General features: G+C 67.9%; 12 protein-coding genes. 4 read left to right on the top strand and 8 right to left on the bottom strand.

Features of this window, described 5'->3' with window-relative positions; all coding sequences use genetic code 11:
• Positions 1-31 precede the first annotated feature (31 nt).
• The 4 genes from AB0L70_RS12680 to AB0L70_RS12665 are packed head-to-tail and all read right to left on the bottom strand — an operon-like array spanning position 32 to position 4,270.
• Positions 32-1,690, bottom strand: a complete 1,659-nt coding sequence (locus AB0L70_RS12680) for a cytochrome bc complex cytochrome b subunit (protein WP_363683152.1) — start codon at positions 1,688-1,690, stop codon at positions 32-34.
• 5 nt (positions 1,691-1,695) lie between these two features.
• The gene (locus AB0L70_RS12675) at positions 1,696-2,748 is read right to left on the bottom strand and encodes a Rieske 2Fe-2S domain-containing protein (protein WP_363683150.1); all 1,053 of its coding nucleotides are present in this window, start codon (positions 2,746-2,748) and stop codon (positions 1,696-1,698) included.
• Positions 2,745-3,611 (bottom strand): cytochrome c, encoded by an 867-nt coding sequence (locus AB0L70_RS12670; protein ID WP_363683148.1) that lies wholly within the window; start codon positions 3,609-3,611, stop codon positions 2,745-2,747. The genes AB0L70_RS12675 and AB0L70_RS12670 overlap by 4 nt, the downstream gene beginning before the upstream one ends.
• Complete coding sequence (locus tag AB0L70_RS12665; protein ID WP_363683146.1) at positions 3,608-4,270, bottom strand: heme-copper oxidase subunit III; 663 nt, start codon at positions 4,268-4,270, stop codon at positions 3,608-3,610. The genes AB0L70_RS12670 and AB0L70_RS12665 overlap by 4 nt, the downstream gene beginning before the upstream one ends.
• Before the next feature lie 82 nt (positions 4,271-4,352).
• Here AB0L70_RS12665 and AB0L70_RS12660 point away from each other — a divergent pair, with 82 nt between their 5' ends.
• Genes AB0L70_RS12660 through trpD form a run of 3 tightly spaced genes read left to right on the top strand, consistent with a single transcriptional unit; the run spans position 4,353 to position 6,790 of the window.
• On the top strand, positions 4,353-5,270 hold the full coding sequence (locus AB0L70_RS12660) for a cytochrome c oxidase assembly protein (RefSeq protein ID WP_363683144.1): 918 nt from the start codon (positions 4,353-4,355) through the stop codon (positions 5,268-5,270).
• 46 nt (positions 5,271-5,316) lie between these two features.
• On the top strand, positions 5,317-5,736 hold the full coding sequence (locus tag AB0L70_RS12655; protein WP_363683142.1) for a hypothetical protein: 420 nt from the start codon (positions 5,317-5,319) through the stop codon (positions 5,734-5,736).
• Between the two features lie 10 nt (positions 5,737-5,746).
• The gene (gene trpD, locus AB0L70_RS12650) at positions 5,747-6,790 is read left to right on the top strand and encodes an anthranilate phosphoribosyltransferase (RefSeq protein ID WP_363683140.1); all 1,044 of its coding nucleotides are present in this window, start codon (positions 5,747-5,749) and stop codon (positions 6,788-6,790) included.
• A gap of 58 nt (positions 6,791-6,848) precedes the next feature.
• Here the strand turns inward: trpD and AB0L70_RS12645 are convergent, their stop codons facing one another.
• The gene (locus AB0L70_RS12645) at positions 6,849-7,574 is read right to left on the bottom strand and encodes a hypothetical protein (RefSeq protein WP_363683138.1); all 726 of its coding nucleotides are present in this window, start codon (positions 7,572-7,574) and stop codon (positions 6,849-6,851) included.
• Between the two features lie 90 nt (positions 7,575-7,664).
• On the opposite strand from AB0L70_RS12645, the gene AB0L70_RS12640 reads away from it, so the two are divergent.
• Positions 7,665-8,276, top strand: a complete 612-nt coding sequence (locus tag AB0L70_RS12640; RefSeq protein WP_363683136.1) for a hypothetical protein — start codon at positions 7,665-7,667, stop codon at positions 8,274-8,276.
• Here AB0L70_RS12640 and AB0L70_RS12635 read toward each other — a convergent pair.
• The 3 genes from AB0L70_RS12635 to AB0L70_RS12625 all read right to left on the bottom strand — a co-directional run bounded on the left by AB0L70_RS12635 (position 8,263) and on the right by AB0L70_RS12625 (position 13,313).
• Positions 8,263-11,091, bottom strand: a complete 2,829-nt coding sequence (locus tag AB0L70_RS12635) for a hypothetical protein (protein ID WP_363683134.1) — start codon at positions 11,089-11,091, stop codon at positions 8,263-8,265. The genes AB0L70_RS12640 and AB0L70_RS12635 overlap by 14 nt on opposite strands.
• Before the next feature lie 51 nt (positions 11,092-11,142).
• Positions 11,143-11,430 (bottom strand): Lrp/AsnC ligand binding domain-containing protein, encoded by a 288-nt coding sequence (locus tag AB0L70_RS12630; protein WP_363683132.1) that lies wholly within the window; start codon positions 11,428-11,430, stop codon positions 11,143-11,145.
• Between the two features lie 89 nt (positions 11,431-11,519).
• Complete coding sequence (locus tag AB0L70_RS12625; RefSeq protein WP_363683130.1) at positions 11,520-13,313, bottom strand: DEDD exonuclease domain-containing protein; 1,794 nt, start codon at positions 13,311-13,313, stop codon at positions 11,520-11,522.
• Between the last annotated feature and the right edge of the window lie 91 nt (positions 13,314-13,404).

The raw sequence follows: 13,404 nt of genomic DNA, 5'->3' as shown, positions 1-13,404 counted from the left end.
ATGATGCCGGGGCCTTCCTCATGAGCAGACGTCAGGAGCGGTCGCTGGTGACCTCGCGGTAGGTCTCCGTCTCGCTGATGTCGTGGATCTCGTCCGCGTCGTGCGCGTGCTCGTGGGCTTCCTCGAGCTCCGCGGCGGTCGGCTTCTGCACCGCGTCGGCGTAGTAGAAGCGCGACAGCCGGGCGCGGACCTTGTTCAGGGCCCGGCGCGGGGCGCGAACACCGTTGTCGTCGGTCTCCGGACCGATGTCGAGCGGCAGCAGGCGGTCCCGGGCGGTGAGCTCGTAGGCCTCGTGGTTCGAGATCGGCGCGTGCTTCTCCGTGTACTTGCCATCGGGGGAGCGGACGATCACACCGGTCTCGAGGCCGTGCATGAGCCGGTCGTTGTCGGAACGCTGCAGCGAGATCGCGATCCGCCGGGTCACCCAGAACGCCAGCACCGGGCCGAGGAACACCGCGAACCGGAGGAACCAGGTCACGTGGTTCAGCGAGATGCCGAAGTGGGTGGCCACCAGGTCGTTACCGCCACCGATCCACAGCAGGCCGTAGAAGGTGATGAAGGCGGCACCGATACCGGTCCGGGTCGGCATGTTGCGCGGCCGGTCGAGCAGGTGGTGCTCACGCTTGTCGCCGGTGATCCAGCCCTCGATGAACGGATACAGCGCGACCAGCGTGACGAAGGCAGGAGGTATCAGCAGGGCCGGGATGATCAGGTTCCAGCTGAGCGTGATGCCCCAGAAGTGCGACTCGAAGCCCGGCATGATCCGGACAGAGCCCTCCAGCCAGCCCATGTACCAGTCCGGCTGGGACCCCGCCGTCACCTCGGCCGGGTTGTACGGCCCGTACAGCCAGACCGGGTTGATCTGCATCAGTGCGCCCATCAGCGCGGTGATGCCGAAGACGACGAAGAAGAAGCCACCGGCCTTGGCCATGTACACCGGCATCAACGGGTAGCCGACCACGTTCTTCTCAGTCCGGCCGGGGCCCGGGTACTGCGTGTGCTTGTGGTACACGACCAGGAACAGGTGGACCGTGACCAGGGCGAGGATCAACCCCGGTATCAGCAGCACGTGGATGGTGAAGAACCTGGAGACGAACTCGTCCCCGGGGAACTCGCCGCCGAAGATGAAGAAGTTCATGTACGTGCCGATGACCGGGGAAGCCCCGATCATCCCCTGCGTGATCCGTAGACCGGTCCCGGAGAGCAGGTCGTCCGGGAGGCCGTACCCGATGAAGCCCTCGATGATGCCGAGGAACAGCATCCCGAAGCCGATCACCCAGTTCAGCTCACGCGGCTTGCGGAACGCGCCGGTGAAGAAGATGCGGAGCAGGTGCACCATCATCGCGGCGATGAACAGCACCGCGGCCCAGTGGTGGATCTGCCGCATCAGCAGACCGCCGCGGACGTCGAAGGTGATGTCCAGGGTCGAGGCGTACGCCTCGGACATGTGCAGGCCCTTGAGCAGGCTGTACGAGCCCTGGTACTCGACCTCGGCCATCGACGGCTTGAACCAGAAGGTCAGGAAGATGCCGGTGAGGATCAGGATGATGAAGCTGTACAGCGCGATCTCGCCGAGCATGAACGACCAGTGGTCCGGGAAGACCTTGCGCAGGTTCTTCCGGCCGATCTTGCCGATTCCGAGCCGGTCGTCGACCCATTTCACCGGTGGCGGGAACTCTTTGTCTGACACTGCAGTCACCCTCGTTCGAAGAAGCTCGGGCCGACCGGCTCGGTGAAGCCGCTCTGCGCAACCAGGTAGCCCTCACTGTCAACTGCCAACGGTAGCTGAGGCAGCGGACGCGCGGCAGGGCCGAAAACGACCTTGGCGCTGTCGGACAGGTCGAACGTCGACTGATGGCACGGGCAGAGCACGTGGTGGGTGGTCTGCTCGTACAGCGAGATCGGGCAGCCGACGTGGGTGCAGATCTTGGAGTAGCACAGGATGCCGTCGACACCCCAGTTCTCCCGGCCCGGCTTGGTGCGGATCTCGGCCGGCTTGATCCGGACCACGATCACCGCGGCCTTGGCCTTGGCGTTCTGGTACTCGACCGGGCTCTCTTCCTGCAGCGGTGCCAGGTTGGCCGGGGCCGCGTTGACCAGCTGGCCGACGACCAGGTCGGACGGCTTGATCGGGCGGTCGGTGACATCGTTGACGACCCGGATGCCCTTCGCCCAGATGGTGTTGTACAGCGCTCGCCCGGGCAGCGGGCCGAGGTCACGCAGGAACACGATGGCCGGCAGGCCGAGCAGGCCCATGCTGGCCAGCAGCGACCGGCGGATCAGCTTGCGCCGGGTGAAGCCGGACTCCGCGGCGCCCTGCTTGAACGCCTCGGTGATGTCGGCGATCTGCTCGGGCGAGGAGTGTGCCGGGTGGCGGTCCTCCGCGATCTCCTCGTCGACCATCAGCTTCTTGGCCCACTGGATCGCACCGGCACCGATCAGGAACAGCGCCAGGCCGATGCACAGCCCGATCACCATGTTGTTGGCGTTGCCGGACAGCGGGCCGAACTCGAGGACGGAGTCCCGCGGGATGGCGAAGTACGCCACGCAGGAACCGAGCGCGAGCAGGCCGGCCAGGGTGAACATCGTCGACACCTGGCGCTCGACCCGGTCGGCCGCCTTCGGATCGATGTCGGTGATCCGGTATTCGTGCGGCTCGATGCCCGGGTCCGGGATCGGCTCCGCCACCACTACCTGACTGTGCTCCTCGTCGGCCTTGACGGCCGGGAGGTTCTTGTCGTCACTCATTCGGCCTTCGCTCCCTTGGCCTTGACGCCCTTGGCGCCGATCCACACCGCAACACAGACCAGCAGGCCGATACCGACCAGCCAGCCCCACAGACCCTCGGAGACCGGGCCGAGCCGGCCGAGGCCGAAGCCACCCGGGTCCTTCTGCGTCTGCAACGCCTTCAGGTAGGCGATGATGTCGGCCTTGTCCTGCGGCTGCATGACCTGGTCGGAGAAGACCGGCATCTGCTGCGGGCCGGTCAGCATCGCTTCGTAGATGTGCTTCTCACTGACGCCCATCAGCGACGGCGCGTACTTGCCGTTCGGCAGCGCACCGCCGCGGCCGGCGAAGTTGTGGCACGCCGTGCAGTTCGTCCGGAACAGCTCGCCACCGCGGGTGACCTGCTCGTCGGTGGCCTTGCTCACGTCGTACGAATCCGAGGCCGGAACCGCGGGGCCGGGGGCGAGGGAGGCGATGTACGCCGCCAGGGCCTCGATCTCGGCCTGCGTGTACACCGGTGGCTTGCGGGGGATCTGGGCTCCCGGCTGCTGGGCCGGCATCCGGCCGGTGCCGACCTGGAAGTCGACCGCGGCGGCGCCGACACCGATCAGTGACGGGGCGGCGAACTTGCCTTCGCCGTTGGTCCCACCCTCGGCGTTCAGACCGTGGCAGCTGGAGCAGCCGACCGCGAAGAGCTTCTTGCCCTCCTCGATCTGCTGGGACTGGGCCGAGTTGTCCGCTACCGCGTTGTCAGGGGCGAAGGCGGCGTACGCCGAACCCACTGCCAGGAGGCCGAACAGAAGCACGACGAGGCCGGCTGACCGGTGCCGTCGACGTGCGGAGAGAAAGCGCGCCGGTGACAAGGAAGATCTCTTCTCACTCATTTGAGCAGGTAGATGGTCGCGAACAGGGCGATCCAGACCACGTCGACGAAGTGCCAGTAGTAGGACACGACGATCGCCGAGACGGCCTGTTCGTGGGTGAACTTACGAGCCATGTACGTCCTGGCCAGGACGAACACGAAAGCGATGAGACCGCCGGTCACGTGCAGACCGTGGAACCCGGTGGTCAGGTAGAAGACCGATCCGTACGGCGACGACGAGATCGTCAGGCCCTCGTGGACCAGCTTCGCGTACTCGGTGACCTGCCCGGCGATGAAGACCGCGCCCATCAGGTACGTGAGGATGAACCACTCACGCATGCCCCAGGAACGCGGGTTCGCCAGTGCGCCGACCCGGCCCACCTTGCCGTGCTCGGCGGCGAACACACCGGCCTGGCAGGTGAACGACGACGCGACCAGGACGAACGTGTTCACCGAGGCGAACGGCACGTTCAGCATCTCGGTCGACGCCTGCCAGAGCGTCTCGGTCCCAGCGGCGGCGGATGCGGTCGTTACCGACCGGATCGTGAAGTACGCCGCGAAGAGTGCGGCGAAGAACATCAGTTCGCTCGAGAGCCAGACGATCGTGCCGACACTGACCATGCTGGGACGGTCATGATGTCCGTGTTCACGAGACGCTGGGAGCGCGGTTGCAGTGGCCACGCCGTCATTATGTCGGTCCCGCTGTTCAGCGCCACGACCACCCCCGTGCATGTCGGCAACAATTGGTTTCTACTGTGGAAGAGTGCTTCCCCTCCACGCCACGCCGGGCGACCAGATCGAGCCGTTCACGCCGCTGCGGTTGCTGACGGCCTGGACCTTCGAGCCGGTGCTACTCAGCGTGATCGTCCTCCTGGGCGCGCTGTATCTGTACGGCGTCCACCGGCTGCACAAGCGTGGCGACAAGTGGTCCAAGGGGCGCACGTTCGCCTTTGTCGGGCTGGGGTTGGGCAGTGCTGTGATCGCCACCCAGTCCGCGTTGGGCACCTATGACACGGTGCTGATCAGCGTGCACATGGCTCAGCACATGGTGCTGTCGATGCTGACGCCGTTGATGCTCGCGCTCGGCGCGCCGGTCACGCTGGCGTTGCGGACGCTGCCGCAGCGGCCGCGGAAGTGGTTGCTCTCCGTATTGCATTCCTGGGTGGCGAAGGTCCTGTGCTTCCCGCTGATCGGCTTCACGCTGTTCGTGCTGAGCCCGTGGGCCCTCTACTTCAGCGGCTGGTACGACGCCACCCTGCGCTCGACCACGTTGCACGACCTGTTGCATCTGCACTTCATCCTGGTCGGATCGTTGTTCTTCTGGCCGCTGCTCGGCCTCGACCCGGTGCCCGGCCGGGTGATCTACCCGTTCCGGCTGATGCTGACGTTCCTGACGTTGCCGTTCCACGCCTTCCTCGGCATCACGATCATGTCCGCGAACAAGCTGATCGCGGAGGACTGGTACACGAGCTTCGGCCGGTCCTGGCCGCCGTCGCCGCTGCACGACCAGTACATCGCGGGCGGCCTGCTGTGGGGTTCGGGTGACCTCGTCGGCGTGGTGTTCTTCGCCGTACTGTTCGTCCAATGGGTGCGTGAGTCCCAGCGGGAAGCGCGCCGCGAGGACCGCCGGCTGGACCGGTTGGAGGAACAGGCGCGCCGGGCCGGACAATCGCCCCGGTAGCATTCGCGGTGACCACTCGTATCAGAACAGAACTTGGGATGGATCGATGAGTTCAGAGCGTCCGCTGAAGGTGCTGGTCTACAGCGACGACCGTACGACGCGGGAGTCCGTCCGGCTGGCCCTGGGCAAGCGGCCGGCCGCCGATCTGCCCGAGCTCGAGTACATCGAGTGCGCGACCGAGCCGGCTGTGATCAATACCATGGACAAGGGCGGGATCGACCTGGCCATCCTGGACGGCGAAGCCGTTCCGGCCGGTGGCATGGGGATCGCGCGGCAGTTGAAGGACGAGATCTTCCAGTGCCCGCCGCTGCTGGTCCTGACCGGCCGCCCGCAGGACGCGTGGCTGGCGACCTGGTCGCGGGCCGAGGGCGCGGTCTCGCACCCGATCGACCCGGTCCGGCTGGCCCAGGTCACCGCGGACCTGATCCGCCAGCGCCTGGCCAAGCTCCCCGCCACCACCGCCTGACCACCCGCCCATGGCCGCCTATACCTGGCCTCAGGTGCTCAATCCGCTGTTGCGGCGTGAGGATCTGGAGGCGTCCGCGACTGCGTGGGCGATGGAACAGATCCTGTCCGGCGCAGCGTCGCCGGCGCAGCTGGCCGGCTTCGTGATCGCGTTGCGGTCCAAGGGTGAGACGGTGATCGAGGTCGAGGGCCTGGTCGCGACGATGCGCGAGTTCGCCGGTCACGTCTCGGTCTCCGGCCGGACGCTCGACGTGGTCGGCACCGGCGGTGACCAAGCCCACACGGTGAACATCAGCACGATGTCGGCGATCGTTGCCGCCGGCGCCGGTGCGAAGGTCGTCAAGCACGGCAACCGGGCGGCGTCGTCCGCCTGCGGTGCGGCCGACGTACTGGAGGAGCTGGGCATCCCGCTCGACCTCACCGCCGCGCAGGTCGCCGAGGTGGGGGAGCGGGCCGGGATCACCTTCTGCTTCGCTGCCGCGTTCCACCCGGCGCTCCGGCATGCGGCGATCCCTCGGCGTGAGCTCGGCGTACCGACGACGTTCAACCTGCTCGGGCCGCTGGCGAACCCGGGTGATCCGTCCGCGCAGGCGGTCGGGGTCGCGGACGAGCGGATCGCCGGGCTGATCGCGGGTGTGCTCGCGCGGCGTGGGATCGATGCGCTGGTCTTCCACGGGGACGACGGACTCGACGAGCTGACCACGCGGACGACCTCGAAGGTGTGGGTTGTCGGTGGCGGGTCGGTCGACGGGCCGTTCACGGTGGATCCGCGCGACCTCGGGATCGAGCCGGTGGCCGCGGACGCGTTGCGGGGTGCGGATGCGTCGTACAACGCGAAGGTCGTCCGGGCGCTCGTCGATGGTGAGCCGGGTGCGGTGCGGGACGTCGTACTGCTGAACGCCGGCGCCGCGCTCGCGGCGTACGAACCGGTTCCGGGGGACATCACCAGCCGGATCCGCAGTGGGATGGATCGGGCCGCGGAGGCGATCGACTCGGGGTCGGCGAAGGAGACGCTGGACCGGTGGATCGCTGCTTGCGCCGAGGTGCGCGGCTGAAGGTTTCTTCTTGCAGTGAAGGGCCGACGGCGTTTGTTGCCGTCGGCCCTTCGCGCGTTTACTGGTTGATCTTGATCTGGCTGACTTTGTAGCGCCAGACGTCCTTCCAGGCCGGGGTGGACCCGGCGATGTCGGCGACCGAGACATCCGCCGTACCGTTGCCGCGGTCGATCACCGCGATCATCACGGTCGAGGACGTCTCCTTGACGCCGGGCTGGTTGATCGCGACCTGGGCGACGATCTCGTGGCCGGGATGACCGCCGACGCTCAGCGTCTTGTGGGTCGTGCCGGGCAGGACCTTGGCGTCCTTGGTGTAGATGTCGACGATCGCCCGCGCCCCGGCCTCACTCGCGGCCGCGCGCAGACCGGCCGCCGTGTTGGTGTACGGGATGTCGGCAGGCAGTTGCCCGAAGACGGTGACGTTGCCCCAGTCGTGCTTCTTGCCGTCGTAGTTCTTGTGCACCGTGAACCAGATCGAGGCGCTGCCCACCAGCCCGGCCTGCTCGTAGTAATTGGTCCAGGCCGCGCTCATGATCGGCATCGTGTCGGTGTTCGCGGCAACCATCTCGGTGCCGATCACCTTGCCTTCCGGCTCCGGCGTCTTGGACGGTTTCAGCGACGGGCTGATCGTTTCGATCGGCGCCTGACCGGCGGACGGGAGCGAGACCGGGGTGACGGCGTCGGCCTTGTTCCAGATCCAGCCGACACTCAGCCCGGTCGTGGCCAGGGCCGCGAGTACGAGCACGAGCGCGCCGATCAGCCGGGCCTTCGCGCCGCTGTCCATCGGCGGCTTCTTCTGACGGCCGACCTGTCCGTACGGCGGGTCCTGCCCGTGCGGCGGTTGCCCGGTGGGCCGGCCGTGCGACGGGGTTGGTTGGGCGCCATACGCGTGCTGGGCGGAGTGCTGGGGGCGGAGTGGTTGCTGCTGGTACTGCGGTGGGCCGAAAGACGGCTGGCCGCTGTGCTGCGGCTGGCTCGGCCGCTGCTGTGGTCCGTTTTGCTGCGGCCGGGGTTGCTGTTGTGGTCCCGGCTGCTGCTGCCGTCCCGGTTGCTGCGGTCCGTTGAGTTGCGGTCCGTTTTGCTGTGGGCCGGGTTGCTGCTGCGATCCCCACATCTGCGGGCCGGGTTGTTGTGGCCTTGGTTGTTGGGGGCGCTGCTGTTGTTGCGGCCGCGGTGGCTGTTGGGGGGCCGAGTGTTGGGGTGGCGCGGTGGGTGGTTGGCCGGGGCGCTGCTGGTACGGGTTCGGCTGTCCAGGCTGGCGCGCGTGGCTCGGCGTACCCGATGGTGGCCCGGCGGACTGCGCGGTCGGGGGCGGCGGTGGTGCGGGCGCGGCGGACTGGCCGAACAACGCGTCGGCGGATTGATCGGGGGACTGCGGGTGATCGCCTTGCTGCGGGCCGTTACCGGCCTTGTGCGGGGGAGCACTGTGCCGGGCCGGCCGCTGGGGCGGGCGCGGGGTCTGGTCTTCGTTCTCAGCCAACGTTGATTCCCTTGTAGGCCTGACTCTCGGCCGCTTTCAGATCCGGCCGGTTGGTGGGGATGTCGCTGATGTAGGCGACTGCGGTGCCGTCACCGAGGTCGAAAACGGCCACTGTCAGGGTAAGCACCCGAGCGGTCACCGCGGCCGACTTCGCGGTCACGGTTTGCTGGAAGAACCAGCCCGACTTGTCCGACCGCTTCACCGCGCCGTTCGCGATCGTCTTGAACGTGACCGGGATCTCGCCGTACAGGTTCGACCGGAGCTGGATCGACAGCGCCGCCGCGGTCGCCTTCGGGTCGCCGTTGAAGCCCGAGCTGGTACCGAGCGCGCCGACGAAGATGTCGGCGTACCAGTTGTTCGTACCGTCGAACTTCTCCTGCAGCATGATGTATTGGCCGCTGGAGTTGAGCAGCTGCTGGACCAGGCGCTTCTTCTCCGACCACGGCGCACCGATGCGCGGGAAGGAGATCGCGTCGGAGGCGATCCGGCCGGCTCCCTCGTGCAGCTTCGGGTTCTTCGACTGTCCCGGCTTGGTGCTGCTCTGGCCGGTCGGTTGGTTCGTCGGCTGGCTACCGGTCGCTGTCGGCGAGCTGGTGGTCTGCGGGTCCGCGGTCTTGTCGTCCTTGCCCGGCCGCACAACCAGGAAGATCCCGGCCGCCACGATCATCGCGAACGCCACCGCCCCAGCAATGATCAACGGCATCTTCGCCGAAGACCCACCCCCCGAAGCCTTCCCCTTCTTCTCCCGACCACCCTTGTCCCGCTTACCCCCACCCCCAAGAAGCTCCTGCTGCCCCCCACCCCAAGCCCCAACCCCCTGCTGCTGTGCACCACCCTGCTCGCCCCAGGCAACCTGCTGCCCGCCACCGTGCTGCTGCTCACCCCAAGCAACCTGCTGCCCACCCTGCTGCTGCGCACCACCCTGCTCGCCCCAAGCACCTTGCTGCCCGGCGCTCTGCTCACCCCACGCAACCTGCTCGCCGCCATGCTGCTGCTCGCCCCAAGCGACCTGCTGGTCGGCGCCTTGCTGACCGGCGCCCTGATCGCCCCAGGCACCCTGCTGCCCACCAGCGTGTTGCTGTCCAGCTACCTGCTGAGCCGCTGCATCCCAAGGTCCCGGAGTCTGCACTCCATCCCATGCGCCAGCCGACTGGTCAGCCCCCTGCTGTCCACCGCCCCACCCATCGTTCCCGTTCTCCTGCGCACCCCAACCATCATTGGAGGTGGATTGCGCACCCGGGCCGTCGTGTCCGTTCTGCCCGGCACCCCAGCCGTCGGTGCCGTTCTGCTGCGTGTCCCAGGTGTTGTGGGTGGTTTGTTGGTCGGCCCAACCGTTGTTGGTGGTGTGCTGGTTGTCGCCGGCCCACGGGCCTGCTGCCTGGTTGCCGTCCCAGCCCTGGGCTGAACCGTTCTCCTGGCCCCAGCCGTTGGACTGCTCGGCATTCGTACCCTGGGCTTCCCAGGTCGGCGTCGGTCCACCAGGCGGCGCTTCCCAGCTCGGCGTCGGTCCGCCCGGAGGAGCCTCCCAAGCCGGCGTCGGTCCACCCGGCGGGGCTTCCCACGCGGGTGACGGACCGCCCGGCTGGGCTTCCCAGGTGGGCGTGGTCTCGGGCTGACCGGCAGTTGGGCTGCCCCAGCCGTAGTCCTCGTCGGCATTACCGTCGGGCTGCTCACCGGACTGCGGCGTACCCCAGTTCTGGTTGGGCTGCGCCTCGTCCGGGCTGCCCCACGACTGCTCCGGCTCGGCCTCGGTCGTTTCAGAACCCCAGGCCGGCTGCTCCTCGGTGAGGTCGTCCGCCTGGTCAGATCCCCACGACGGCGTACGAGACGTCTGCAGATCGTCCTCGTCGTCAGCCTGCACAGCCCAAGCCGGCTGAATCTGTGTCGGCTCGTCGTCAACTTGCTCCAGCCCACCAGGCTGCTCGTCCGTCCGCGGCGTCGGCGCGACGGTCGGCGCCTGCGTCCAGCTCACATCCGACCAACTCTGCGCCGGCTCCTCAACCGCCGGCACCACAGTCGGCCCGCTCTCAACGACCGGAGGTACGGCGGTCGGCGTGGTCGCAGCTCGTCCGTCGGCCTCGTGAGTCGACGTCGTGGGGGAGTCTGTACCGGCCGAGTCGGGCGCCGGAGCGAGTTTCAGGGTCCAGCCATTGGCCGGATCCGGCTCGGTCGCGGGCTGCTGCTCGTCGTTGAGGTCATCGAGGAGATCGTCTTCCGTGACCTCGCGTCGCGACCAGTGCTCGGGTGGTGCCTCCAGGATCACCGGCGCATCCCACGTCGCCCGCGCCCGCTCGAACGCACTCAGCTCGTCCGCAGCCGCACCGGTATCAGCCGGCACCGAAGCCAACTGCCGCTCACCAGCCTGCTGCGGCGCCGACGACGTATCCCACCACCCAGCCTCAGCCACCCCACCCGACGCACTCCCACCCGAACCCCACGCCCCACCAGAACCCGCGCCCGCCCCACTCGACCCCGAGGTCGAGGACAAGCCCGAGCCCGAGTTCGCGCCGGAGCCCCAGGTCGAGCTCGCGCCAGAGCCCGAGCCCGAGGACACACCCGAGCCCGAGTTCGAGCCCGCGCCGGAGCCTGAGGACACGCCCGAGTCCGAGGCTGACGAGGAACCCGGCGACGAAGTACCTGACGTCGAGGATGTGTCCGGCGTATCCGTCGACGAGGTGTCAGCGCTCGCGGCGGTCGCGTCGGGGGTGGTGGCGGTGTCTTCGTGCTCGGTGCGGTTGGTCCATTGCTTCCCGTTCCACCAGCGGATGGTGTTCGGCTGACCGGTCGGGTCCGGGTACCAGCCTTCGGGGACGTCGCTCATGCACTTACCGTAACTTCAGCACGTGTCAAGACAGGCCGTACTTCCCAGCCCTCAGACACCGTCCTCCTCGCCCAGGCTGAAGGCGGCTTCGAGGTCGTGCGAGGAGTATGCGCGGAACGCGATGTGCGTCTCGGTGCTCAGCACCCCGGGCACCCGGTTCACGTGGTCGGGGATGACGGTGGCCAGGTCGTCGTGGTGCGCGACCCGGATCATCGCGATCAGGTCGAGCCCGCCGGTGACGGAGTACACCTCGCTCACGCCCGCGATCGCCGCCACCTGCTCGGCGACCTCCGGGATCCGTGCGACGTCGGCCTTGATGAACACGATCGCGGTGACCATGCCGTCCTCTCCTCGAATCACATGCTGAGCCCGCAGTACGCCGTGAGGCGCGTCCCAACCCGCAGAAGCATAGTGCCGCCCGTGGTGGGTTAGCCGACGCGGGCCGGACCGAGCGGACGGAGGTTGCGGCGGCGTTCGGTGGGGTGGTGGTGCTCGTCCGAACGCGAATTGTCGAGCCGGGTCAGATGACGCCCGGCGCCACTCACGGGACAGGTCCAGGTGCCGTCCATCTCGACCAGGCGGATCCCGGGCTGGTCGAGCCAGCGCAAAACCAGCTCGATCTCCTCGGGCGAGGCCGCGGCGACCGGGCCGACGCCGGGCAGCACGGTCTCGGCCGAGGCCTGCAACATCTCCAGATACCGCCGCGGATCCGTCCCACGCGGGCTGAATCCGGCCGCCGCGAGCCGGCCCCGGCGGATCACATGCAACTCCCAGCCACCATCGTCGGTACGGCGAGCCGCACAAATCTCCGCACATCCGGTCACCGATGCCATCCGTTGCATCCGCGCCGAACTCCGCACGAACGCACTCAACCGATCCCGATGTACGGCGGCATCCTCGAACCGCTCGTCCGCGGACAGGACATCGATCCGCCGGTCCAGCGCCTCGACCACGGGCGTCGGGTCCACGGTCAGCGCCGTCCGCAGTGAGGTCACGAACTCGCCGTACGAATCCGCTGAGATCCGGCCGTCGCACGGCGCGACGCAGCGGCCCATCTCGGCGAGCACGCACGGCGAGAGTTGTGGATGCCGTGACATCCGTGCCGTGCATTGCCGGATCGGGAACGCCTCGTGCAGCGCGGCCATCGCCCGCTCGGCCGTCTTCCGGGAGGTGAACGGGCCGAGATACCCGGCGTCGTCGTCACGCACCTGTTTGACCAGCGACAACCGGGGAAATGGCTCGACGGTGATCTTCAGCCAGTGTTGCCGCTCCGGGAACTTGGACCGCCGGTTGTACCGCGGTTTGTGCTCCGCGATCAGCCGCAGTTCACGGACCTCGGCCTCGAGCGCCGTCCCGCACTCGATCCCGCGTACGCCGGTCGCGATCCCGACCATCTCGCCGATCCGGTTGCGGGTTTCGGAGGCGGTGAAGTACGACCGGACCCGGGTCCGCAGGTCCTTCGACTTCCCGACGTACAGGACCTCGCCGCGGTCGTCGGTGAACAGGTACACACCCGGTGCGTGGGGCAACGATTCGGCCAGATGCCGTTTCGCGCGGACGGCCGGCGCGACCCGGGATGAGTACGTCTGCAGATCCTCGACCGTATGCACGCCCAACGACCCGACCCGCTCGAACAACCCATGCAGCACGTCGACGGTCGCACGGGCGTCCGACAACGCCCGGTGGTTCGGCGTGACCTTGGTCCGGAACAGCTTCGCCAGCGTCCCGAGCTTGCAGTTCGGCGCCTCGTCCGGGGTGATCACCCGCCGCGCCAGCAACGCTGTGTCGACAACTGCGAAGTCCGGCCAGTCGTACCCGTGCACCTGCGTCTCGTGCTTCAGGAAGCCCATGTCGAACGGCGCGTTGTGCGCGACCATCACGCAGCCGTGCGCGAACTCCAGGAACGCCGGCAGCACCGACTCGATCCGGGGTGACGAGGCAACCATCCCGTTGGTGATCCCGGTCAGCACCGCGATGAACGGCGGAATCGTCTCGGACGGGTTGACCAGGGTCTGGAACTCGCCGATCACCTCGCCGGCCCGCACCTTCACCGCGCCGATCTCGGTGATCCCGCCGACGCCCGGCGGATTGCCGGTCGTCTCCAGGTCGACGACGCAGAACGTGATGTCGCGCAGCGGCGTACCCAGGTCGTCGAAACTCGGCTGGACACCACGGATCGGCATCAGCGGTCCCGCATCCGGCGCGCGCACTGGGCTGGTCATGGCAACGACGCTAAAAGCCCCCACCGACAATTCCGCAGGTGACACGCGAAAGAGTCGACTAGGCTCTTGGTATGCGTACACAGGCGATCAC

The organism is Kribbella sp. NPDC051952, from assembly GCF_040680855.1.
GTDB lineage: Bacteria > Actinomycetota > Actinomycetes > Propionibacteriales > Kribbellaceae > Kribbella.
Note: the sequence above shows the minus strand (reverse complement) of the source record. Positions and strands in the feature narration are given on the sequence as shown.

What these genes read in the sequence shown, in the direction of transcription:
- AB0L70_RS12675 (WP_363683150.1), bottom strand. Translation starts at nt 2,748, where the DNA reads ATGAGTGACGACAAGAACCTCCCGGCCGTCAAGGCCGACGAGGAGCAC.
- AB0L70_RS12670 (WP_363683148.1), bottom strand. Translation starts at nt 3,611, where the DNA reads ATGAGTGAGAAGAGATCTTCCTTGTCACCGGCGCGCTTTCTCTCCGCA.
- AB0L70_RS12655 (WP_363683142.1), top strand. Translation starts at nt 5,317, where the DNA reads ATGAGTTCAGAGCGTCCGCTGAAGGTGCTGGTCTACAGCGACGACCGT.
- trpD (WP_363683140.1), top strand. Translation starts at nt 5,747, where the DNA reads ATGGCCGCCTATACCTGGCCTCAGGTGCTCAATCCGCTGTTGCGGCGT.
- AB0L70_RS12645 (WP_363683138.1), bottom strand. Translation starts at nt 7,574, where the DNA reads ATGGACAGCGGCGCGAAGGCCCGGCTGATCGGCGCGCTCGTGCTCGTA.
- AB0L70_RS12635 (WP_363683134.1), bottom strand. Translation starts at nt 11,091, where the DNA reads ATGAGCGACGTCCCCGAAGGCTGGTACCCGGACCCGACCGGTCAGCCG.
- AB0L70_RS12630 (WP_363683132.1), bottom strand. Translation starts at nt 11,430, where the DNA reads ATGGTCACCGCGATCGTGTTCATCAAGGCCGACGTCGCACGGATCCCG.
- AB0L70_RS12625 (WP_363683130.1), bottom strand. Translation starts at nt 13,313, where the DNA reads ATGACCAGCCCAGTGCGCGCGCCGGATGCGGGACCGCTGATGCCGATC.